At 72.5% G+C, this 22,359-nt stretch carries 19 protein-coding genes, 1 tRNA gene and 1 pseudogene; 6 read left to right on the top strand and 15 right to left on the bottom strand.

From position 1 onward, the window contains the following. Positions 1-183: 183 nt before the first annotated feature. From thrB to NITAL_RS10470, 12 genes and pseudogenes are all read right to left on the bottom strand, one after another. Positions 184-1,176, bottom strand: a complete 993-nt coding sequence (thrB, locus tag NITAL_RS10525) for a homoserine kinase (RefSeq protein ID WP_052666196.1) — start codon at positions 1,174-1,176, stop codon at positions 184-186. Then, complete coding sequence (thrC, locus tag NITAL_RS10520; protein ID WP_083442144.1) at positions 1,173-2,264, bottom strand: threonine synthase; 1,092 nt, start codon at positions 2,262-2,264, stop codon at positions 1,173-1,175. Before thrC ends, thrB begins: the two co-directional genes overlap by 4 nt. Continuing rightward, a complete protein-coding gene (locus NITAL_RS10515) occupies positions 2,261-3,553 on the bottom strand; it encodes a homoserine dehydrogenase (RefSeq protein ID WP_052666195.1) in 1,293 nt (430 codons plus the stop codon). Before NITAL_RS10515 ends, thrC begins: the two co-directional genes overlap by 4 nt. Positions 3,554-3,659: 106 nt before the next feature. Continuing rightward, on the bottom strand, positions 3,660-4,058 hold the full coding sequence (locus NITAL_RS10510) for a VOC family protein (RefSeq protein ID WP_052666194.1): 399 nt from the start codon (positions 4,056-4,058) through the stop codon (positions 3,660-3,662). Between the two features lie 18 nt (positions 4,059-4,076). Continuing rightward, positions 4,077-4,889, bottom strand: a complete 813-nt coding sequence (locus NITAL_RS10505; protein ID WP_052666193.1) for a helix-turn-helix domain-containing protein — start codon at positions 4,887-4,889, stop codon at positions 4,077-4,079. A 14-nt stretch (positions 4,890-4,903) separates the two neighbouring features. Then, positions 4,904-5,359, bottom strand: coding sequence for a hypothetical protein (locus tag NITAL_RS27210; RefSeq protein WP_169786812.1), 456 nt, complete (start codon positions 5,357-5,359; stop codon positions 4,904-4,906). 412 nt (positions 5,360-5,771) lie between these two features. Beyond that, complete coding sequence (locus tag NITAL_RS10495; protein ID WP_052666191.1) at positions 5,772-6,425, bottom strand: hypothetical protein; 654 nt, start codon at positions 6,423-6,425, stop codon at positions 5,772-5,774. A gap of 158 nt (positions 6,426-6,583) precedes the next feature. Continuing rightward, entirely contained in the window at positions 6,584-7,531 is a 948-nt protein-coding gene (locus NITAL_RS10490; RefSeq protein WP_052666190.1) for a GNAT family N-acetyltransferase, read from the bottom strand. Further along, on the bottom strand, positions 7,528-8,457 hold the full coding sequence (locus tag NITAL_RS10485; RefSeq protein ID WP_052666189.1) for a phosphotransferase: 930 nt from the start codon (positions 8,455-8,457) through the stop codon (positions 7,528-7,530). The genes NITAL_RS10490 and NITAL_RS10485 overlap by 4 nt, the downstream gene beginning before the upstream one ends. Before the next feature lie 55 nt (positions 8,458-8,512). Continuing rightward, positions 8,513-9,973, bottom strand: coding sequence for a diaminopimelate decarboxylase (gene lysA, locus NITAL_RS10480; RefSeq protein ID WP_425413682.1), 1,461 nt, complete (start codon positions 9,971-9,973; stop codon positions 8,513-8,515). Further along, positions 9,880-11,643 (bottom strand): annotated as a pseudogene (locus tag NITAL_RS10475) (arginine--tRNA ligase); the annotation flags it as partial. The pseudogene NITAL_RS10475 and the gene lysA, both read right to left, overlap by 94 nt. Positions 11,644-11,710: 67 nt before the next feature. Further along, on the bottom strand, positions 11,711-12,085 hold the full coding sequence (locus tag NITAL_RS10470) for a response regulator transcription factor (protein WP_052666186.1): 375 nt from the start codon (positions 12,083-12,085) through the stop codon (positions 11,711-11,713). A 136-nt stretch (positions 12,086-12,221) separates the two neighbouring features. Here NITAL_RS10470 and NITAL_RS10465 point away from each other — a divergent pair. The 3 genes from NITAL_RS10465 to NITAL_RS10460 all read left to right on the top strand — a co-directional run bounded on the left by NITAL_RS10465 (position 12,222) and on the right by NITAL_RS10460 (position 13,700). Beyond that, a tRNA-Arg gene (locus tag NITAL_RS10465) sits at positions 12,222-12,293 on the top strand. A 10-nt stretch (positions 12,294-12,303) separates the two neighbouring features. Then, a complete protein-coding gene (locus NITAL_RS29585) occupies positions 12,304-12,450 on the top strand; it encodes an excalibur calcium-binding domain-containing protein (RefSeq protein ID WP_083442141.1) in 147 nt (48 codons plus the stop codon). A gap of 245 nt (positions 12,451-12,695) precedes the next feature. Beyond that, the gene (locus NITAL_RS10460) at positions 12,696-13,700 is read left to right on the top strand and encodes a mechanosensitive ion channel family protein (protein WP_052666185.1); all 1,005 of its coding nucleotides are present in this window, start codon (positions 12,696-12,698) and stop codon (positions 13,698-13,700) included. 135 nt (positions 13,701-13,835) lie between these two features. Here the strand turns inward: NITAL_RS10460 and NITAL_RS10455 are convergent, their stop codons facing one another. From NITAL_RS10455 to NITAL_RS10445, 3 genes are all read right to left on the bottom strand, one after another. After that, on the bottom strand, positions 13,836-15,464 hold the full coding sequence (locus NITAL_RS10455) for an EAL domain-containing protein (RefSeq protein ID WP_157041752.1): 1,629 nt from the start codon (positions 15,462-15,464) through the stop codon (positions 13,836-13,838). Between the two features lie 132 nt (positions 15,465-15,596). Then, a complete protein-coding gene (locus tag NITAL_RS10450) occupies positions 15,597-16,052 on the bottom strand; it encodes a hypothetical protein (RefSeq protein ID WP_052666183.1) in 456 nt (151 codons plus the stop codon). Further along, a complete protein-coding gene (locus NITAL_RS10445) occupies positions 16,049-17,086 on the bottom strand; it encodes a hypothetical protein (protein ID WP_157041751.1) in 1,038 nt (345 codons plus the stop codon). Before NITAL_RS10445 ends, NITAL_RS10450 begins: the two co-directional genes overlap by 4 nt. A gap of 378 nt (positions 17,087-17,464) precedes the next feature. Between NITAL_RS10445 and NITAL_RS10440 the strand changes: the two genes are divergently transcribed. The 3 genes from NITAL_RS10440 (at position 17,465) to NITAL_RS10430 (ending at position 22,354) form a co-directional block, all read left to right on the top strand. Then, positions 17,465-18,838, top strand: coding sequence for a cystathionine beta-synthase (locus tag NITAL_RS10440; RefSeq protein WP_342674223.1), 1,374 nt, complete (start codon positions 17,465-17,467; stop codon positions 18,836-18,838). A gap of 10 nt (positions 18,839-18,848) precedes the next feature. Beyond that, the gene (locus NITAL_RS10435) at positions 18,849-20,000 is read left to right on the top strand and encodes a cystathionine gamma-synthase (protein ID WP_052666181.1); all 1,152 of its coding nucleotides are present in this window, start codon (positions 18,849-18,851) and stop codon (positions 19,998-20,000) included. A gap of 113 nt (positions 20,001-20,113) precedes the next feature. Next, on the top strand, positions 20,114-22,354 hold the full coding sequence (locus NITAL_RS10430) for a transglycosylase domain-containing protein (protein WP_052666180.1): 2,241 nt from the start codon (positions 20,114-20,116) through the stop codon (positions 22,352-22,354). Positions 22,355-22,359 lie beyond the last annotated feature (5 nt).

Below are 22,359 nucleotides of genomic sequence, written 5' to 3'. Positions count from 1 at the left end.
GCAGAAGGTGTGCGGGGAGGTGGGGCGGCGAGGCGGATCACGCACCGTCGGCGCGAGGGCGACACCCGGCTGATCGGTGGAGGCCCGGAGGGTCCCGACGACCGGTGCCGCAGGTCCGCAGGGGTCAGCAGCAGGTGGACCGGGTGGGGAGTCCCCGCGTCGCAACGACGCGGTACGGCGGCATCATACTCGCCGTCGTGGGCACTGCACGCAGTTCCCTGCGCCTGACAGACCGCACCCGTCCTCTGGGCAGACCACGGCGCCGGCCAGGTCCATGGCGAGGTGGTGCACCACGAAGCCGTGGCGCTCGGCGACGCCGGCCAGCACCCCCGACGTGGCGCCCGGGGCACCGGTCACGACGGCGGCGACGGAGGGTCCGGCACCCGACAGCCACGCGTGGATGCCCGCGCGGCGGAGCTCGTCGACCACCGCGCCGGTCGCGGGCATCGCGGCGAACCGGGCCGGTTCGTGCAGACGGTCGCCGGCGAGCCCGACCGCCGCCGGCCACACACCGGTCAGGGCGGTCAGCACGTGACCGGCCCGGGCCGCCTGCACGGCCACGTCGGCCCGCGACAGCTGCTCGGGCAGGACGGCGCGGGCCGAGGTGGTCGCCTGTCGGGTCGCCGGCACGAGCACCACCGGACGCAACGCGGGCGCCGGGTTGACCCGACGGACCACGAGGTCGCCGTCGTCACCGTCGGCGCAGGCGACCAGACCACCGAGCAGCGCAGGACCGACGTTGTCGGGGTGCCCCTCGATGGTCGTCGCGAGCCCGAGGAGTTCACGGTCCCCGAGGACGACGTCGGTCAGCGCGCGACCGAGGACGAGGCCCGCCACGATCGCACCCGAGGAGGATCCGAGACCGCGTTCCAGCGGGATGCGGTTGTCCGCCTGCAACGCGACGTCCGGCACCGGGACGTCGTAGTGGTCGCAGAAGCGGACCAGCGACCGCCACACCAGGTTGTCGTCGTCGGTCGCGACCTCGCCGGCACCCTCGCCGAGGGTGAGGACGCGTTCGGCCTGGGCGCCGCGTGGGAGCGAGCGCACCACGAGCCGGGCGACGCCCGTACCACCGGTGGCTGGTTCGGCCAGCGCGAGACCGAACGCGTCGAAACCCGGCCCGAGGTTGGCCGTCGTCGCAGGGACGGCGACCGCGTGGTGACGGACCTGGGTCACGCGGACCCCTCGATCAACCCGAGCGCACGGGCGGCCGCCTCAGGTTCGGCCGGCACCGTCACGGGGGCCCCGGCCCCGCTGATGGCCCACTCGGGGTCCTTCAGCCCGTGCCCGGTCAGGACGCACACGACGGTCTGACCGGGCTCGAGCTCCCCAGCAGCGTGCAGCTGGAGGAGGCCGGCGACCGACGCGGCGGAGGCCATCTCGACGAAGACACCCTGACGTGCGAGCTGGCGGTAGGCGGCGATGATCTCGCGGTCGGTGACCGATCGGATCGAGCCGTTCGACCCCGCGACGGCCTCCATGGCCTGGTCCCAGGACGCCGGGTTCCCGATCCGGATCGCGGTCGCGATGGTCTGCGGCTTCTCGACCGGGTGGCCCATGACCAGCGGTGCGGCGCCGGCTGCCTGGTAACCGCGCATCACCGGCAGGTCACCGGTGACCCCGTCGGCGAGGTACTCGCGGTAGCCGCGCCAGTAGGCGGTGATGTTGCCGGCGTTGCCGACCGGCATCACGTGCACGTCGGGGGCGCGACCGAGCTGGTCGCAGACCTCCCACGCGCCGGTGCGCTGCCCGTCGATGCGGTAGGGGTTGACCGAGTTCACGAGGCTGACCGGGTACCGCTCGGCCAGCTCGCGGCACATGACCAGCGCCTGATCGAAGTTGCCGTCGATCTGCAGCACCTTGGCGCCGTGGACCAGCGCCTGGGCGAGCTTGCCGAGCGCGATCTTGCCCTTCGGCACGATGACACCGCAGGTCATACCGGCCTTGGCGGCGTACGCGGCGGCCGACGCGGAGGTGTTCCCCGTCGAGGCGCAGATGACCGCCTCCGATCCGGCCTCCTTCGCCTTCGAGATGGCGACGGTCATCCCGCGGTCCTTGAAGGATCCGGTGGGGTTGACCCCGTCGTACTTGAGGTGGACCTCGCAGCCGGTCAGCTCGGACAGGACCTCGGAGACGATCAGCGGGGTCCCGCCCTCGCGGAGGGTGACCACGGGCGTGTCGTCGGTGACCGGCATGCGGTCGCGGTACTCGTGGATGAGGCCCCGCCACACGTGGGCGCCGCGGCGCTCCGGGTCGACGCTCACGACCACACCTCCGACTCGACGCGCAGGACGCTGGTGACCTTGCGGACGCACGACGAGGCCTCGAGGGACTCGACACAGGCGCGCAGGTCGCCTTCGCGCGATCGGTGGGTGATGAGGACCAGCTGGGCGGTGTCCCCCGAGCCCTCCTGCCAGACCTGCGCGATCGACACGTCGTGGTCACCGAAGGTCCTGGCCACCTCGGCGAGGACGCCGGGTTCGTCCGCCACGGCGAGCAGCACGTAGTACTGGGTCTGCAGGTCCTCGATGGGCCGCAGCGGCTTGGCGCGGTGGTCGGAGGCGATGGGCCCCCGGGCGGTCTGCATGAGGTTGCGCGCGACGTCGATCACGTCGCCGACGACCGCGGATCCGGTCGGCAGCGAGCCGGCGCCGCGGCCGTAGAACATCAGCTCGCCGGCGGCTTCGGCCTCGACGTAGATCGCGTTGAACGACTCGCGGACCCCGGCGAGGGGGTGTTCCTTGGGCAGGAACGTCGGGTGCACGCGGACCGCGACGCGGTCGTCGACCTCCGAGGCGATGCCGAGCAGCTTGATCACGTACCCGAGCCGGTCGGCGACCTCGATGTCGGTCGCGCTGACGGACTCGATGCCCTCGCGGAAGACGTCCGCCGCGTGGACGGTGGTGTCGAACGCGAGCGAGGCGATGATCGCGGCCTTGGCGGCGGCGTCGTGACCGCCGACGTCGGCGGTGGGGTCGGCCTCGGCGTACCCGAGGGCCTGCGCCTCGGCGAGGACGTCGGTGTAGGCCGCCCCCTCCTCGGTCATGCGCGTCAGGATGTAGTTGGTGGTGCCGTTCAGGATGCCGACCACGCGGGTGATGCGGTCGCCGGCGAGCGATTCCTTGAGCGGCTTGATGATGGGGATGGCGCCCGCGACAGCTGCCTCGAAGGCGAGGTCGACCCCCGCGGTGCGGGCCAGCTCGGCGAGCTCGGGGCCCTCGTGGGCGATGAGCTCCTTGTTGGCGGTCACCACGGGCTTGCCGAGCTCGAGGGCGCGGCGCATGAGGGTCGCGGCGAGGTCGCGGCCGCCCATGACCTCGATGATGAGGTCGACGTCGTCGGCTTCGACGACGGCCATCGCGTCCTCGGTGTAGATCTCCTGCGGCAGCGGGAGGTCACGGACCTTGGTCGCGTCGCGGACGGCGACACGGGTGATCTGCAGCCGGGCACCGGTCCGGGCCGTCACGTCGTCGGCCCCGCGGTCGAGGATGGTGACGACGCCGGCACCGACGGTGCCGCAGCCGAGCAGGCCGATGCGGATGACGCGGTCCACGGGTGACCTCGGGCGGGCGGGACGGGGAGGCGCCGGAGCCTACCCCTCACCTCTCCCGCGGCCCGCCCGAGCCCTCCGGTGCGTGTCAGCCCTGGCCCTCAGCGGGTCACCGATCGGGCAGCGGCGCGAACAGGTCGACGGCGTTGCCGTCCGGGTCGTGCAGGGTCGCGTACCGCTGCCCCCAGGGTGCGTCGAACGGGGCGAGGTGGGACGAGGCGCCCTCGGCGACCAGCTCGCCGTGCAGCGTGTCGACCTCGGCGGGGGTGTCGACGAGGAAGGCGAGCGCGACGCGTGGCGAGCCGGTCGGGGCCCGCCAGCTCGGGTCGAAGCTGGTGATGGTCGAGACGGGATCGAAGGCGATGCGCAGCCCACCGGGGAGGGTGGCTTCGACGTGGGGTTCGTCATCGGCGTCGGCGGGCAGGTCGAGCCCGAGCCGGCGGTAGAAGGCGAGCGAGGCGGCGAGGTCCTCGACGACGAGCCCGATCATGTCGAGACGTGGTGGCACGGGAAAGCTCCTGGTCGCTCAAGCGGCGCGGGGTGCGGCGCCGGGGGCCCGAGCAGCCTGCCCGACCACGACCTCGGGGCGCTTGGACGTTCCGGACACGAGCGTGGCGCGGCCCCTGGTGAGCGCGCCGGTCGGCGGCCGTCCGGTGAGCTGGCCCACCTCGCGCGTGAGGTGGGCCTGGTCGGTGAAGCCGAGGTCGGCGGCGAGCTGGGCCAGGTCGCCGAGACGCGCGGGACCGGCGGCCAGCACACGTTGCACGCGGACGACACGCTGGAAGCGCTTCGGGCCGTAGCCGATCGCCGTGACGACACGGCGTTGGAGCTGACGTGCGGACAGGCCGACCCGGTCGGCGGCGTCGGCCACGTGGCGCGTCGGACCGCCGACGAGCCAGGCGAGAGCGGCCAGTGCCGCGCGGTCGAGTTCGACTGCCGGCGCGAGGCCCGGGAGCTGGGTGAGGGCGGCGAGGCGTCCGTGGGTGCCCTCAGCGGCGGCGAGGCGCTCGTCGAGCCGGCGGCCTGCGTCGCCGACGACGTCCGCGACCGGGACGTTCAGGTCGATCAGGGCCGATGCGGGGACGCCGAGGACCCGTTCGGTGCGGCCGGGCCGCAGCCGCAGGGCGACGTGCTCGGTGCCAGCTGGGAAGTCCGGGACGGACGGTCGCGTCATGGGGCCGACGATGACGGTGCCTCGGGTCGAGGACCACAGCACGTCGGCGCACCCGTCGGGGACGACGGCCATCGGATCGGCGGGCGCCGGACCGGTGGTCGCGGTCCAGGCGCAGGCGATCTCGCGCCGCCAGGGGCCGGTGGGGTCGTGCTCCCGGTAGGTCACCTCGTCCGTTCCGATCAGCTTCCGGCGGTGGTCCGCACCGCACGACGCTCGATCACCGGCACCTCCACCACCACCTCCGGCCCCTCGAAACTGCCCAACTCGAACTCCCCCGCCAACACCGGACCCTCCACGGTGTACCACGCCTCGTACACCACCCGCGCCGACACCTCGAACACCTCACCCTCACCGTTCAGATGCACCGGCGTGTGCGTGAACGTGTGCGTGCATCCCACGCCGACGGCCGCACCCGCCGACCACACACTCCCCCGCCCCTCACACACCCGCGGCTCGGACCCATCCCCCGGCACGAACCGGCTCGACACCGGCACCACCCACGCCGTCACCGTGAACTGCCCCGCCGACACCGACCCCGACAACCCCTCGAACGCCCCCTCATCCACCGCCAAGTACATCGGGAACCCCGTCAACACCTCCGACCCCAACGGCGGCGCAGTCACCAACCCCGGCACCGGCGGCTCCAACCGATCGAACGCCTCCTCGATCAGAGGACCTACCACCAGGTCCCCAGCAGGGTCCGTCACCCCCGGCACGTACCAACGCAACTGCCGCACATCGTCACACACCCAGTAGAAGAAGTGCGCGGCCCGGTGCACGAGCGAGTCATCAGCCAGGACGGTCGACCGATCGAAACCGTCGCTGACACCCTCAACATGGCACATCGAGGCCGTCCCCACGACGGGCGCGGTGTCTGTCTCTCGCGATCCCTCGCGCTCGTTCTCGTCCTGAGCCCAGAGATCGACGCTCGCCTCGCCTGACGCAGCGCCGGCGTTGTCGAACCCCTTCTCGGGCTCATCGGCATGGGCCTGACCACCGATGACAGCGATCAGCATGCCAACAGTCAAGGCGAGGGTGGCGGCCGCCCTATACACGGCACAGCTCGGTGTCCTCAGCCGAGCCAGCCTCTACTGCCCGGTAGTCGAACTCATCCTCACCAACCTCGAGGAGCGTGTAGGTCGTCTGGAAGATGAACGCCTCGGGTTCCTCCCTCGCGTCGCTCAGCCGCTCCCCATCAGCGCTGTAGAGCCCGGTCTCGGGGCCGATCACCCGACACTCCTGGATGACGATCGGTCCCGTCCCGGCCTCCACCACCCGGACCCACCGGACCTGTGTATCCGGGCTCAGCGAGACGTGCCCCTCGCTCCGGCTACGGAGACTGGCCACGAACGAATCCAACAGGTCGCCCGCAAGGTGGTCCGAGAGTTCCGCCTCGTCGAACTCCCCCGTGCGCAGGGCCAACTGCGTCACCTCGTACGTACCCGCGTGAAGCTCAAGCGCCGCCTCTTGCAGCTCCACGGGGATGTCGGAGTCCGGGTCTGGTTCGAGTGGCGGCAGGGGTGGGTAGAGCGGCTCCTCATCGTCGTCCGGCGGAGGCGGTTCGGGATCGTCGGTCACCTCGACCGGCGGCTCGGTCTCGACCGGCGCAGCCGACCCGTCGTCATCCAGCACCAGCGCGCCATCGTCGTCGCCCGTGCACGCGGTTGCTGTCACCGCGAGCACCGCGACCGAGACGATCACGCGTCGCGTACGCACCGGACCACTCCCCCCGTCGGGACCTGTCGGCCGCGGGTCAGGCTAGCCCTGGGCCGCGCCGGGGTCACCGGCGGATCGCGTCACCTGTGGACGAAGGAGCACGCACGGCGGTCCAGCTCGCCGGTGGCGCGGACCGAGATCGCTCAGGCGATCGAGGGAGCACGCACGGCGGTCCAGACCGTGGCGTGGGGGCGGAAGCCGAGGCGCCGGTAGAGGTGGTCGGCGGGACCGGCAGGCTCGGCGCCGATGCCGATGCGGCTGCCGGGGTGGTCGGCGAGGTGGGCTGTGACCGCCCGGTGGGTCAACGCCGATGCGATGCCGAGCCGCCGGTGCACCGGGTGGACCACCACGTCCTCGACGGTGGCCAGCCCCTGCCGGTCGTGGAGGAGGACCGCGCGCGCGACCGGCCCGCCGTGTCTGAGCGCCAGCCAGATGGTCGCGCGACCGGCGGCGGACAGCTCGCGGTAGATGTCGACCGCCCAGGCGGTGAACGCCTCGTCGCTGGCCCGCCAGTCATCGGTGCTGTCGCCCGAGGCGTAGCGGTCCAGCACCGAGACGGCGTGCCAGCGCCGCTCGACCTCCACCGGCGTCGCGTCGGCGCTCACCTCCATCCCCCGGGCGCCGGGGGCGAGGGACGGTGGCGCGACCGTCACCAGCTCCGCGGGCGCCTCGACCGGCGCGACCGGTTCCGCCAGCAGCAGGATGGTGGTGGGGTGCAGATCGAGGCCGAGGACACCCGCGGCCTCGACCAGGTCCGGGTCCGCGGCCGGCACCTCAGCAGGTGCGTCGACCGGGAGCGGGGTCTCCCAGCGCAGCTGGACGTGCTGCACGCCGAGCTTGCCGACGGTGTCGGTGAAGCGTGCCGACCAGGGTTCGAGGTCACCGGGGGCAGGTGGCGACTCGAGGTCGATGGTGTTGCCGTCGCGGAAGTCGGGACGCGACGGCGTCCGGACGCTGACGTGGTCGCGGGCGTAGGTGACCAGCGTCCGCGGCGACAGCCCGGTGCGGCTGACCGCCAGACCCAGACGTTCGTCGAGCCGGCGGAGCTTGGGGTTGGCCGCCTGGTCCGTCCGCGTCCGATCGTCGCTCACGAGCTCCCCCCGGCAGCGGCGGTCGTTCGCAGCCGATCCAGGGCACGGCGGCCGATGGCGAGGAACCGTTCGTCGTCGTCACCGACCTCGAGGAAGATCCCGGTGAACAGCGCGGCCCAGCCGGCAGCCCGCGCCCACAGGGCTGGATCGCGGTCCCCGTACGCGTCCGCGAACACGGGGTGGACGGCGACGTCCCACAGCAACCAGACCGCGGCGAGGTCCGTCGCGCGATCGCCGGAGGTCACGTCGCCCCAGTCGATCACCGCCGCGAGGCGATCCCCGTCGACCAGGAGGTTGCGCGGGTGCAGGTCGCCGTGGAGCCACGCCGGCGCATCGGTCGCGACCGGCGCTGCACGCGCTGCACGCCAGGCCGCCGTCAGCGGCGTGACGTCCCACCCGTCGGCAGCGAGCCGCGCGATCCGAGCGTCGAAGCCGAGCTCGCGCTCCGCCAACGGCACGCCCCGGAAGCGGTTCTCCGGCGCCGTCGACGGGGCCGGGACGTGCAGCGCGCGCAGGAAGCTGCCGAGCGCTGCGGCCTCGTCGTCGGCGGGAGGCTGGAGGTCGGCCGCCTCGCCGTCGAACCAGGGCACGACGCTCCAGGGCCACGGGAAGCGGTCGCTGGGAACCCCGGTACGCAGCGGTGTCGGCGTGGGCAACGGCAGCCCGGGGGCGATCCTCGGGAGCGTCACCTGCTCGTTGCGCGCCAGTTCAGCCGCGACACCGCGTCGCGGGAGGCGGACGGCGGCGTCGTCCCCGAGCCGGTAGGTCGCGTTGTCCCAGCCACTGGCGGCGGGTCGCAGCGGCTGCGACACGAGATCGGGGTGCTGGTCGGCCAGCAGGGCCCGCACCAGCGCCTCGTCGACCACGACCTCGGCGACCGGCGTCCTGGCGGGGCCGGCAGCCGCCCCCGTATCCGCTGGGTTCATCGGGTCACCGGCGGCGCGGACCGAGGGCCCTCAGGGCCCGAGGGAGCACGCACGGTCATCGGATCGGCACGTCGCGGCGGACGAGGTCCTCGAGGGTCTCGCGGCGCACCAGCTCGCGGGCCTGACCGTCCTTGACCAGGACGGCTCCCGGGCGGGGCAGCAGGTTGTAGTTGGAGGCCATCGAGGCGGTGTAGGCACCGGTCGCTGCGACGGCCAACAGGTCACCGACGGCGAGGTCACCGGGCAGCGGGGCGTGCTCGCGCACCAGGTCACCGGATTCGCAGTGCTTGCCGACGACGGTGACCGCCTGCGGCTCGGCCTCGCTGGTGCGGTTGGCCAACGTCACCTCGTGCACCGCGTCGTACAGCGCGGGACGGATGTTGTCGCCCATCCCGCCGTCGACCGAGACCCACGTGGTCAGCCCGGGGAGCGGCTTGATCGTGCCGATCTCGTAGAGGGTCAGCGTCGAGGGTCCGACGATGGCACGACCCGGCTCGACGATCAGCCGCGGGCGGGGGAAGTCGAGCCGTTCGCACGCGTCCTCGACCGCTTCGAGCACGGCCTTCCCGTAACGCTTGACCTCCACGGGGTGGTCCTCGTGGGTGTAGCGGATCCCCATCCCGCCACCGAGGTTCAGCTCGCTCAGGACGATCCCGTGCTCGTCGCGCCAGCGGGCGAGCAGGTCGAGGCACACGTCCGCGTTGGCGATGAACGGGTCGGTCCCGAAGATCTGCGACCCGATGTGCGCGTGGATGCCGACGACCTCGATGTGTTCGAGGTCGCGGGCGGCCAGCACGGCTTCGTCGGCCAGGCCGAGCGACAGGGTGAACCCGAACTTGGCGTCGTCGTGGCCGGTGCGCACGTACTCGTGGGTGTGCGCGTCGATGCCGGGCGTGATCCGCAGCCACACCTGTGCCACGATGTCGCGCGCCGCCGCGAGTCGCTCGAGCCGGTCGAGCTCGTCGAACGAGTCGACCACGATGCGGCCGAGGCCGACCTTCAGCGCGAGGTCGAGCTCGGCGTCGCCCTTGTTGTTGCCGTGGTGGATCAGCTTGGCGGGGTCGACCCCCGCCACCAGCGCCGTGTGCAGCTCGCCCTCGGAGGCCACGTCGACCAGCAGCCCCTCGTCCTCGACGAGCTGGAGGAGGCCGACCGTGCACCACGCCTTGGAGGCGTAGGCGACGTCGACGCCGGGGAACCCGGTGACGTAGCGGCGGCAGCGCTCGCGCAGGTCGGCCTCGTCGACGACCCACAGCGGTGTGCCGTGGTCGCGGGCGAGGTCGGTGACGGCGGCGCCGCCGATGTGGAGGACGCCGTCCTCGTCACGTTCGGCGGTCAGGGGCCAGGGTCCGGGCATGATCAGAGCCGTTCGGGAGCAGCGACACGCAGCAGGCCGAGCGCGTCGGCGAGGACCTGCTTGGCCGCGATGGCGAGGTGGTAGCGGGCCCGCCCGAGCGCCTCGAGGCGGGCGGTCTCCTCGGCCGAGCGATCCTCGTCGGGGGCGAGGATGCGGCACTCGGTGTAGAAGCGGTGGAAGGTCCCGGCGAGCTCCTCGGCGTACCGGGCGAGCCGCTGGGTGGCGCGGAGTTCGGCTGCCTCGGCGACGACCAGCGGCAGCTGGGCCATGGCGGTCAGCAGCTCGAGCTCGGCCGGGTGGTCGAGCAACGACAGATCGGCGTCGGCCACCTCACCGGCATCGAACCCGCGCTCGTCAGCCGCGCGCAGGATCGAGCTGATCCGCGCGTGGGCGTACTGGACGTAGTAGACGGGGTTCTCCATCGACTGCTGCGTCACGACGGCGAGGTCGAAGTCGATGGTGGAGTCGAGGCTCTGGCGCAGGAACGCGTACCGGGTGACGTCGACGCCGACCTCGTCGACGACCTCGTCGAGGGTGATCAGCTCACCGGCACGCTTCGACATCTTCACGGGGACCCCGTCGCGCAGCAGGTTGACCAGCTGCCCGATCGGCACCTCGACCCGGTCGACGGGGATGCCGAGGCACGCCGCAACGGCCTTCAGCCGTGCCACGTACCCGTGGTGGTCGGCGCCGAGCAGGTAGATCAACCGCCCCCCGCCACCGGTCGCCGGAGTGCCGTCCCCGCCCGTGACGCGGGCCCACTTGTCCCGGATGTAGGCGCAGTCGGCGGCGAAGTAGGTCGGGCGACCGTCCGAGCGCAGCAGCACCCGGTCCTTGTCGTCACCGTGGGCCTCGGTGCGCAGGAACACCGCGCCGTCCTGCTCGTAGGTCTCACCGTTGGCGGTCAGCTCGGCGACGGTCTGCTCGATCGCACCCGAGTCGTGCAGCGTCCGCTCCGAGAACCACACGTCGAAGTCCACACCGAGCTCGTGGAGCTGGTCCTGGATGCGTCGCCTCATGGACTCGACGGCCAGGACCCCGACCTGTGCAGCGACCTGGGGGTCCACAGCCCCAGGTGCCGGCACACCCTCGTCCTCGATGAGGTCGCCACCCGGACCGCCGGCGTGCTCGGCAGCCCCGCCGTCGAGCGTCGGCGCGTCCGCCACGGCGGAGGTGAACAGCGCGTCGCCGTGATCGGCGCGCAGGTCCGCCGCGATGTCCGCGATGTAGTCGCCCCGGTAGTGGTCCTCGGTCAACTCGCGTCCCTCGGCGGCCAGGACCACCGACTCGCCGAAGCGACGGATCTGCTCACCCGCGTCGTTGACGTAGTACTCGCGCGTGACGGCGTGTCCGGACGCCTCGAGCAGCTCGGCGATGGCGTCACCCGTCGCGGCCCAGCGCCCCGCGCCGATGTGCAGCGGCCCCGTCGGGTTGGCGGAGACGAACTCGACGTTGATGGCCTCGCGCTGCTCGTCGGGCAGGTCCGTGCGGGCGTACCGGAGGCCCTCCGCCAGGATCCGCTGCACGAGCTCCTCGTGGTAGCGGTGCGCGAGGCGGAAGTTCACGAAGCCGGGACCGGCGATGGTCGCCTCGGTGATGACGTCCGGCAGCTCGAGGTGGTCGACCAGCTGCTGGGCGATGTCGCGCGGCGGCAGCTTGGCGGGCTTGGCCAGCCGGAGCGCGACGGTCGTCGCCCAGTCGCCGTGGTCGGCCTGCTTGGGGCGTTCGAGCGCAGGGTCGGTGTCGGGCAGGCCAGCGGCGACCAGCGCCGCACGGATGCGGGCCGCCAGGTCGGCCAGGACGGGGTCGTGCAGGTCGGGGCGGGCCACGGTGGCTCCGAGGCGTCGAGGGGCGGGAGGCGTGGCCGGGAAGCGTACGGCCCGGCCGGCAGGTCCCCTACCCGCCGCGGCCGAGGCGGTCCACGAGCTCCACGAGCTCCAGCGGATCGAACGGCTTGGTGACGTAGGCGTCCGCACCCGCGGCCATCCCCGTGGTGATGTCGAGCTCCTGCGCCTTGGCCGACAGGAAGATGATCGGGGTCGCCGCCACCTGGGGGTCCGGGTCGGCGCGGATCTCGTTGCAGACCTGGAACCCGTCGAGGTTCGGCATCATCACGTCGAGGAGCACGACCTCCGGGTGCTCGCGACGGATCGCTTCCAGGCCCGAGCGCCCGTCGGCCGCCGTCAGCACCTCGTGCCCCTCGAGCTCCAGGTTGAGCTGCAACAGCCGCAGGATGACTGGGTCGTCGTCGACGGCCAGGACACGGACCACGGGTCGCTCCCTCGTGCGCTGCCCCGTGCACGGCCGGCAACGTAGCCGGTGTGCGACACCCGTCCCCGACTCGGGACGCCGGCCACCTGCTGGTACCGTTGCCGGCCGCCGGGCCGCACGCCGGCGTCCGCAACACGCCCCCGTAGCTCAGTGGATAGAGCACTGGCCTCCGGAGCCAGAAGCGTAGGTTCGATTCCTACCGGGGGTACCCGACCGAGATCCGATCCCCGCCCAGGTGGGCCCGCGTCGGGCAGCGCGTCCGTGCCGTCCCGCGTGGACCGTCACCGGTACGGCCCCGTGCTCCGCGGCGACCCGGCTACGGCAGCCATCTGGATCGCGACGACGACGGGTTCGGGTGCGAGTAGCGCCACCGACCCGACGGGGCCGTGGCGGCGAGGTTCCTCAAGGGCCGCCGACGTGTGGCCAGCGCACGCCGGCGGCCGTCCGGATGGCCGCTCGACGAGGGCCGTCCGGCCGTTCTTTCACCGAACGGCCACCGACGTTGCCATCGTTCGGCGATGCAGCGGTCCGACCCCTGCCCTCCGGGTGGGGCGGGGGCACGCCCGGTGCTTGCACGCTGGACGCCCCGTCCCCCCGGAAAGGTCCCCCCATGCTCGCACAAGCTGACGTCGGCGAGAGCCTGCAGGACGTGCTCTCGCAGATCATCGCGCTCCTGCCGACGATCGTGCTCTTCCTGGTCATCCTCGTGGTCGGCTGGTTCGTCGCCAAGGCCATCGCGAAGATCGTCGACCGCGTGCTCGAACGCGTCGGCTTCGACCGTGCCGTCGAACGCGGGGGCGTGGGACGCGCACTCGAGCCCACCCGCTACGACGCGAGCACCATCCTGGCGAAGGTCGTCTTCTACGCCCTGATGCTGTTCGTGCTCCAGCTGGCGTTCGGTCTCTTCGGCCCGAACCCGATCAGCGCGCTGCTGTTCGGCGTCATCGCCTTCCTGCCCCGCATCTTCGTCGCCATCGTGATCGTCGTCATCGCCGCGGCGATCGCCTCCGTGGTCCGTGATCTCGTCACCGCGAGCATCGGGGGCCTGTCCTACGGGCGTGTGCTCGCCAACCTGGCGTCCGCGACGATCCTGCTCATCGGTGTCTTCGCAGCGCTCGACCAGCTGCGCATCGCACCGGCGATCGTCACCGGCCTGTTCTACGCCATCCTCGCCGTCATCGTCGGTTCCGCCATCGTCGCGGTCGGCGGCGGCGGGATCGTCCCGATGCGCCGCCAGTGGGAGAAGGCGATCGACAAGGTCGAGGACGAGGCACCGCGCCTGCGCCGCGCCCGGCACGCCCGCGACTACGAGGCGCTCACCCGTGAGGAGCTCGACGAGATCGCCCGGGACCGTGACCTCCGCGGCCGCTCGGACATGACCCGCGACGAGCTGGCAGCGGCGCTGCGCGAGGACGACGCGACGCGCGAGCTGCGCCGCGAGCCGGCCCACGAGCCGGTGGACGGTGACACCACCAGCTACCACCAGCTGACCTACGAGCAGCTGATGGAACTCGCCCAGGAGCGTGACCTCGCCGGTCGGTCCGAGATGGACAAGGACGAACTGGTCGCGGCGCTGCGCCACGACGACCGGACCCACGAGCTGCGGCGCGTCTGACGCGAACCCCGCACGTCACGGAGGTGCCTCGACCGGAGGCACCTCCGTCGTGTGGTCCGGGACGCGCCGGGACCTGACCGGGCTCCGGCACGTCCCACGGGCGTCCTCGTTCCCTCGACCGCAGGTGTAACCGACCTACAGCTCCGGGGGGCCGGCTCCGAGGTCGACCTGCACCGGGACGTGCTCGCAGAACGGGGCGGCCGGCAGGTCGGCCGGGCGACCGAGCAGGTAGCCCTGGGCGGCGTGGGCGCCCAGCTCCTGCCAGGTCGCCAGCTCCTCGGCCTGCTCGACCCCCTCAGCGACCAGCAGCGAACCGATCTGCTCGGCGAAGCCGACCAGGCTCGCCGCCAACGAGCGGCGCACCGGATCGAGGTGGATGTCGCGCGTCAGGGTCATGTCCAGCTTGATGATGTCGGGGACGAGCCGCACGATGTGCCGCATGCTCGCGAAACCCGCCCCGGCGTCGTCGATGGCGAGTCGAGCCCCGTGCTCGCGCAGCGATGCGATCGCCTCGCCCAGCAGCTGGTAGTCCTCGACAGCCGCGTGCTCGGTGACCTCGACGACCACCAGACGGTCCTCGTGTGCGATCAGGTCGATCATCTCCGGGCGGACGAGCACCCCGGGCGAGACGTTCAGCGTCACCGGCACGTCGTCGGGCAGGCGCGAGGCGCCCTCGAGCGCCGCCGTCAGGGCTGCCAGTTCGAGCTCGACCCCGAGGCCGACCGCGTGTGCCTCGGCGAACCACCGGTCGGGCGGACGCGACGGCGGCCCGGCGAACCGCGCCAGTGCCTCGACGGCGGTGAGCCGGCCCGTGGACAGCGAGTAGATCGGTTGGTACTGGCACCGGATGGCACCCGGCTGCAGCGCCCGGCGGACACGCGCCTCGGCATCGGTCGCGGGCACGGGTAGCCGCAGGCTGCTCGTGGCGTGGTCGACCTCGGTCTGGAGACGGTCGGTCAGGCTGCGCTCGTGCAGGTGGAGCAGGCGCAACGAACGCCCCGCGTCAGCGAGCAGTCCGGCCGCGGGGAGGGCGAAGGCCGCAGCACGGGCCGAGGCGCTCGACCACCAGATGGCGGCGAAGAACCGATCCGCTCCGACGGCGAGGACCACGTCGAGGGTGCTGAGCGCCAGGGCGAGCGCGATCCACGCCTGGACGCGGGTGGGGCGCCGGCCAGACCGCAGTAGCCACGCGGTGGCGGCCGCTGCCGTGAGCACGCCCAGGGCGGCTGCGGCGCCGCGGTAGGCGGGGGTGAAAGCGCCTGCACCGTCGACCAACTCGGGGAGCGGCAGGTCGGGGAGCCAGGTGACCGCACCGACGGCGACGAGGGTGCCGACCATCGCCACGCGCCGGAGGACGGTCCGCTGCGGCACCACCAACGCCGCGACGATGAACGTCGGGAGGGCGGTGTGCCACAGCAGATAGAGGGCCGCGGGCGCCGACGGGTCGGTGGTGAGCGGTGCGTTGGCCGGCTGGAAGAGCACCACCCCCTGCGCGAGCGCGGCGGCGCCTGCCATCGCGAACCCGGCCGACGTCCACCGGGTGACCGGGTCGTCGAGGATCCGCGCGCGTACGGCCAGCAGGAACGCGCAGATCGCGGCGCCGATCACGGCCGTCGCGTACAGGACCGGGATCACCACGAGCGCGTCCTGCGGCGTGCTCCACCACCGTTCCGCGGTGAGGTACGCGACGACCGCGGCGCCGACGGCAGCCGCCATCGCACCGAGGCTCGCCGCCCCCTGGGCCTCCTCGGCGAAGGCGGACACCGAGCGGAGCCTCGTGTCGACCGGCGGGACCTCGTGGCCGCGCACGGCGGCCACGACCGGATCTGGCTGGTCGGCTCCCACCGGTCGCCCCCCGATTCGTCGAAACCACCGTCACGCGGGGTGGTTTCGCCTTCACGCGTGGTGGTGTCGCCTTGCCTGGACGTTACCGACGAACACGTCGGCCGGCGAGCCCGTTCGGCCGGTGCGCTCGGGGTCCCCACGACGTCGACGCCAGGCGAGCAGCAACAGGAGCAGCGCCAGGGCGAGCAGACCGGCGGCGATCGGCAGCAGCACCCCACGGTCCTGGAGCGGGTGGAGCGGGACCGCCTCACCCTGACCGGCCTCGGGGAAGGAGATGACCGCCTCGGCCCGCTCCTCGAGCTGGCCCGAGCGCAGCGTCACCTCGGCGCGCCAGGGGCCGTCGGGCAGCGACGGGTCGAGGGTGATACCGACCTCCCCCCGATCGCCCGGCGCCAGCGTCGCCGCGCCACCCGTCGGGAAGGGGCCGGCACGCAGGCCGCCGGGACCGTCGGTCAGCTCGATCTCACCGGTCACGTCGATGGCGCGGCCACCCGGGTTGTCGATCACGATGTCGACGGTCGGGTTACCCGCCGTATCACGGCCCGGCCGGATCGTCTCCACGTCCAGCTCGAGACGAGCCGGCTCTCCCCCGCCACGTGCAGGTAGGTGCGGACCCCGATCCGGGACGCCACGACGACCTCATCCGGCTGGACGGCGGGCAGGTGCTCCGCGGCGACCAGGCCGTAGCGTTCGCCCGCCTCCGCATCAGCTGGGACCGCGATGGTCACGGTGACCTCCGTCCCGGAGCACGGTTCGAGGACCAGTTCACCCGCGGAGATGGTGATCCACCCGGTGAGCTCGTCCTCGACCCGGCCCTCGGCGACGCGGAAGTCACCGTCGACGACGCTGGCCGACGTGGCGTAGAGCCGGACCGGCAGCGCCTCGTCCGGATCGCCGTTGCTGAACCGCACACGCCGCTCGATCGTGGCGCCAGGAGCGAGCTCGTCGATGATGCTGACCTGGGCTCGAGGATCGTCGACCAGGTCCGCCGGCGCCTCCAGCAGCCGGACGCCGAGCTGCGGGGTGTAGCTCATGCGGGCGGTCCCGAGGATGTTCAGGGACGTGGTGCCCGTCACGAGGTTGTAGGGCGCTCCCAGATCGTCGTCCGCGAGCAGCCCGTCAGGCCCCCCGAAGGATCCACCGGTCACCGTCATGTTCACGCTGAGCGACGACAGGTTGGCGATCGTGGAGTCGAGGTCGACGAAGGGCAGGTAGGCGTACATGGCACTGGACGGGACCTGCACGCTCGGCGCGTCGCCGTGCACGCGGGCGGTGCCTGCGACCTGCACCGCCCAACCGCCGTCGGTGGTGTGTCGGATCGTGGACTCCGGCAACGCGACGTCGACCCGGCCCCCGGGGGCGCCGCTCAGCGTGGCCGTGCCGGCTGCGATCTCGATCGACAGCCCACCGGGGGAGGCACCATCGACGGTCAACTCGACGGTCACGTCGCCGGTATCGGCTGCGGACGCGCCGACGGAAGGGACGAGGACCGCGAGCGCGGCGAGCGCGGCGAGCGAACGGGTGCGGCGGGCGTATCGCATCGATGGCTCCCAAGGTCGGTGGCTGGCATCCCGATCGGTATCGACGTCCTCCCGCCCGGGCTCCATGGCCACGAGGGGTCAACCTCAGGCAGCCACGACGGACGAGCCCACTGACCCACCCTCGGCGGGCAGCAGGCCCCAGCAACGCCGCCTGACGTCACCGGACACACCACCTCCGGTCACAGCCGGCAGCGCGCGGACGAGCCGCGGACCCAGCGCGGCTCGTAGGCTCACGGTCCTGCCGAGCCCCCTCCCGGGAGACGCGCCGCCGTGACGCACATCGATGTGACCGACCGCTCGATCTACACCCAGGCGATCGGTATCGAGCACGATCCGTTGGAGGCGCCACGTCGCCACCTCGACGCGGCGGGCCGGGAGATCGCGCCCGACCTGCTCGCGCTCATGGGCGACACCCCGCTGGTCCGGCTCGACCGTCTCTCGCGCGACATCGGCCCGACGCTCGTGGCCAAGCTCGAGATGCTGAACCCCGGCGGCAGCGTCAAGGACCGCATCGGCATCGCCATGGTCGAGGCTGCCGAGGCCGCGGGCATCCTCAAGCCCGGCGGGACCATCGTCGAACCCACCTCCGGCAACACCGGGGTGGGCCTCGCCATCGTGGCGGCCCGCAAGGGCTACCGGTGCATCTTCGTGGTCCCCGACAAGGTCAGCAGCGACAAGGTGTCGCTGATGCGGGCCTACGGCGCCGAGGTCGTGGTGTGCCCGACCGCGGTCGAGCCCGAGGACCCGCGCTCGTACTACTCGGTCTCGGACCGGCTGGCGTCCGAGCCCAACGCGTTCAAGCCGAACCAGTACTTCAACCAGGCCAACCCGATGACCCACGTCCTGTCCACCGGCCCCGAGCTGTGGCGTCAGACCGACGGACGGATCGACGCCTTCGTGGCCGGCGTCGGGACGGGCGGCACGGTCACCGGGGTGGGCCGCTACCTCAAGGAGCGCAAGCCCGACGTGCAGATCGTCGGCGCGGACCCGGAGGGCTCGCTGTACTCCGGCGACAGCATCCGGCCCTACCTCGTCGAGGGCATCGGTGAGGACTTCTGGCCCGAGACCTTCGACCCGGCGATCGTCGACCGGTGGGAGCGGGTCTCGGACGCCGAGTCCTTCCAGATGGCGCGCCGCTGCACCCGCGAGGAGGGCATCCTCGTCGGCGGCTCGTGCGGCACGGCTCTCGTGGCCGCGCACCGCTTCGCTGCCGACCAGCCCGACGACGCGCTCATCGTGGTGCTCCTACCCGACTCCGGCCGCGGGTACCTCACCAAGATGTACGACGAGACCTGGATGGCCGAGCACGGGTTCAACCAGCCGACCGCTGGCAAGGGCACCGTGGGGGACGTCCTCGAGGCCAAGTCCACCGACGAGGTCCCACCCCTCGTGCACCTGCACCCCGACGAGACCGTCGCGGCCGCCATCGCGCTGCTCAAGGAGTACGGCGTGTCCCAGATGCCGGTCTTCCGCGAGGGCATCCACGACGGGGCGAGCACCGACGACGTGCTCGGCTCCATCCGCGAGAACGCCCTGCTCGACGCGGCCCTCCGCGACCCGGGGGTGATGCAGCGCGCCATCGGCGAGGTGATGCAGCCCCCGCTACCGACGGTCACCCTGGACGACCCGCTCGGCCACGTCGCCGCGGAACTCGCCAAGGGCGGCTCGGCCCTGCTGGCCCGCGACGGCGACCGCTTCGTCGGGGTGGTCAGTCGCGCGGACGTGCTCGCGTACCTCTCATCACACGGCTGAGGAGACACACGTGACCGACTCCCGAGGGTCCGATCAGGGCTTCAGCACGCGTGCGATCCACGTCGGCCAGGAGCCCGACCCGCGGACCGGCGCGGTGATCGTGCCCATCTACCAGACCTCCACCTTCGCCCAGCCGGCCGTGGGGCAGCACCTCGGCTACGAGTACGCACGGACCGGCAACCCGACGCGCACGGCGCTGCAGGAGTGCCTCGCCTCGCTGGAGGGGACCGAGGCCGCGGTGTGCTTCGCGTCGGGCCTCGCCGCCGAGGACGCCGTCATCCGCCTGCTCACGCCCGGCGACCACATCGTGTGCGCCAACGACGTCTACGGCGGGACCTGGCGTCAACTCGACCAGGTGCACAGGCGCTTCGGCATCGAGTCGACCCCCGTCGACATGACCGACCTCGATGCGGTGGCCGCCGCCTTCCGGCCGACCACCCGGTACCTGTGGGCCGAGACCCCCTCGAACCCGCTGCTGAAGATCCTCGATCTCGCGGCGCTCGCGCAGCTCGCCCACGAACGTGGCGCCTGGCTGGTGGCCGACAACACCTTCGCGACCCCGTACCTGCAGCAGCCGACGGCGCTCGGCGCCGACATCATCATCCACTCGACCACCAAGTACCTCGGCGGCCACTCCGACGTGGTCGGCGGCGCGGTCTGCACGGATGCGGCGACCGCCAGCGACCTCGCCTTCCTGCAGAACGCGGTCGGCGCTGTGCCCGGCCCGTTCGACAACTTCCTGACCCTGCGCGGGATCAAGACGCTCGGGGTCCGGATGGACCGTCACGTGGTCAACGCGATGCGGATCGCCGAGGTGCTGGAGGCCGACCCTCGCGTCGAGGCGGTCCACTACCCGGGCCTCCCCTCCGACCCGGGTCACGATCTCGCGAAGCGGCAGATGACCGGCGCCGGCGGGATGGTCTCCTTCCGACCCACCGGCGGCGCCGAGACCGCGGCCCGCGTCTGCCAGGGCACCGAGCTGTTCTTCCTCGCCGAGTCGCTCGGTGGGGTCGAGAGTCTCATCGAGGTACCCGGGATCATGACCCACGCCTCGGTCGCCGGCACGCCGCTGGAGGTCCCCGACGACCTCGTTCGGCTCTCGGTGGGCATCGAGGACGTCGACGATCTGCTCGCCGACTTGGATAGAGCGCTCGCGGGCTGACGCGCGCCAGCGCACGGTGAGGCTCGTGTTGCCGGTGGGGCTGAAGTCCGAGGCCTCAGCGGCCGATACACCGGCGGTGCCCCCGCGCCCGCGGGAGGCCGAGGGGACGTCCCGTGCAACGCGGTCACCGCCAGGTCACCTTCGTGGCCCTGCTGGCGTTGCTCGGCATCGTCGGTTCGGGGTGCAGCGCCGTCGTGACCCTCGAGCTGCCGACCCTCGCCGGGTTGGAGGCGCGGACCGCGGGTCTGCGCTCCACGATCGTGTCACCCGACGGCCAGACCCTGGCGGTGCTGCGCCGTGAACACCGCGAGCCGGTCCCGCTCGCCGACGTGCCGCGACACCTCGTCAACGCCGTGCTCACCGCCGAGGACCGCCGGTTCTTCGAGCACGGGGGCGTCGACGCACGGGCGATCGCGCGCGCCTTCCTGCGCAACACCGCATCGGGTGAGGTCCAACAGGGCGGGTCGACCATCACCCAGCAGCTGGTCGGACTGCTCTACGAGCCGGCCGCCGGACGCACCTACGACGCCAAGCTCACCGAGGCGCTGCTCGCGCGCGAGATGGAACAGACGCGCACCAAGGCGTCGATCCTCGGGGAGTACCTCAACACCCTCTACCTCGGCGAGGGGGCCTACGGGGTCCAGGCGGCGGCCGAGACCTACTTCCGCAAGGACGTCACCGAGATCGACCTCGCCGAGGCGGCGCTGCTCGCGGCCATCATCCGCGCGCCGTCGTCGATCGCGCCGACCGAGAACCCCGAGGGTGCCCGCTGGCGTCGCGACGACGTGCTGCGCCGCATGGTCGAGGACGGCCACATCACGGCCGCCGAGCGCGACGCCGCCATCGCCACCCCGATCGAGGTCTCGGCACGTCAGCCACTGCCCGCTGCCCGCGAGCCGCACCTGGTCGACCTGGTGGTCCGCACCCTGCTCGCCGACCCCCGGTTCGGCGACAGCGAGACCGAGCGCGCCGACCGGCTCTACCGCGGTGGGCTCACCATCCACACGACGGTCGACCTCGAGCTCCAACAGGTCGCCCGCGACATCCTCGCGGCCCACCTCCCCGACGCCGACGACCCCGAAGCGGCCGTCACGCTCGTCGACCCGGCCACCGGCCACGTCCTCGCCCTGACGGGCAACCGCAGCTACGACCAGCTCCAGTACGACCTGCCGACCCAGGGGCGTCGCCAGCCGGGCTCGACCTACAAGACCTTCGTCCTCGCCGCAGCCATCGCCGCCGGGTACCACCCCGACGACCGGCTGGACGGCACGCCCGGGACCATCGCGACCGACCAGGGCGGGTGGGAGGTCCGCAACTACGAGCGGACCGACCCGGGCGACGTCACGCTCGCCGGCGCGACCCGTCTGAGCGTCAACGCGGCCTATGCCCGGCTGGGTGTGGACATCGGCATCAGCCGCGTCGCGGCCCTCTCGCGCGCGATGGGGGTGTCCTCCCCCGTCCCGAGCGACGAGCCACAGATCACCCTCGGCGGCGGCGAGCTCGGGGTCACCACCTGGGACATGGCCGCCGGGTACGCCACCCTCGCCAACGGCGGCCGCCACCTTGAGACCACCGTCATCGAGCGTGTCGAGGACGCCGACGGCGAGGTCGTCTGGCAGCCGAACACCACCGGGGAACAGGCCCTGCCACCCGACGTGGCCTACGTGACCACCAACGTCCTCGAAGGGGTCGTGGAGGCCGGGACAGGCCTCGCGGCGCGGGTCCCCGGCTGGCAGGTCGCGGGCAAGACGGGCACCACCTCCGACCACGCCGACGCCTGGTTCGCGGGGACGACGCCGGTGCTGTCCGCAGCCGTCTGGGTCGGCCACGTCGAGGGCCGCGTGCCGCTCGAGGGCGTCCAAGGGGTGTCACGCGTCACGGGAGGATCCATCCCCGCGGAGATCTTCAGCGACGTGATGGCCGCCGCGTTGGCGGACCGCGAACCGGTGCCCTTCGAGCTCGCCGACGAGTTCTGGGTGCACGTCGAGGTCGATCCCCGCACGGGCCTCCGCGCCGCCGCCTGGTGCCCGGGCGAACGCATCCGGGTGCCGCGCATCCTCGCGCCGACGGTCTCCTGCCCGGAGCCGGAGCGCCCGCCCGCTCGTCCCGCCCCGGCCCCCGAGCCGATCGAGAGCGAGCCACCCGGCGACGACGAGACGGACATCGACCTCGAGCCAGCGCCGACCCACGACGGCACAACCGACGACCCCGACGTCCAGCCGTCGCCGACACCGGCGCCCACCACCGAACCGCCCCCGGCCGACGAACCGAGCCCCGATCCGACGATCTCGCCGAGCCCGACACCCACACCGACCGAACCGGCACCGGACGGGGCCGGCGACGCCGACGGCTAGCCTCC

The sequence above is a fragment of the Nitriliruptor alkaliphilus DSM 45188 genome, from assembly GCF_000969705.1.
GTDB classification, from domain to species: domain Bacteria; phylum Actinomycetota; class Nitriliruptoria; order Nitriliruptorales; family Nitriliruptoraceae; genus Nitriliruptor; species Nitriliruptor alkaliphilus.
This window is presented reverse-complemented; position numbering and strand designations above follow the sequence as displayed.

Coding starts and splice junctions, on each gene's coding strand:
- NITAL_RS10485 (WP_052666189.1), bottom strand. CDS start 8,457: ATGAACCCAGCGGATACGGGGGCGGCTGCCGGCCCCGCCAGGACGCCG.
- NITAL_RS10460 (WP_052666185.1), top strand. CDS start 12,696: ATGCTCGCACAAGCTGACGTCGGCGAGAGCCTGCAGGACGTGCTCTCG.
- NITAL_RS10445 (WP_157041751.1), bottom strand. CDS start 17,086: ATGCGATACGCCCGCCGCACCCGTTCGCTCGCCGCGCTCGCCGCGCTC.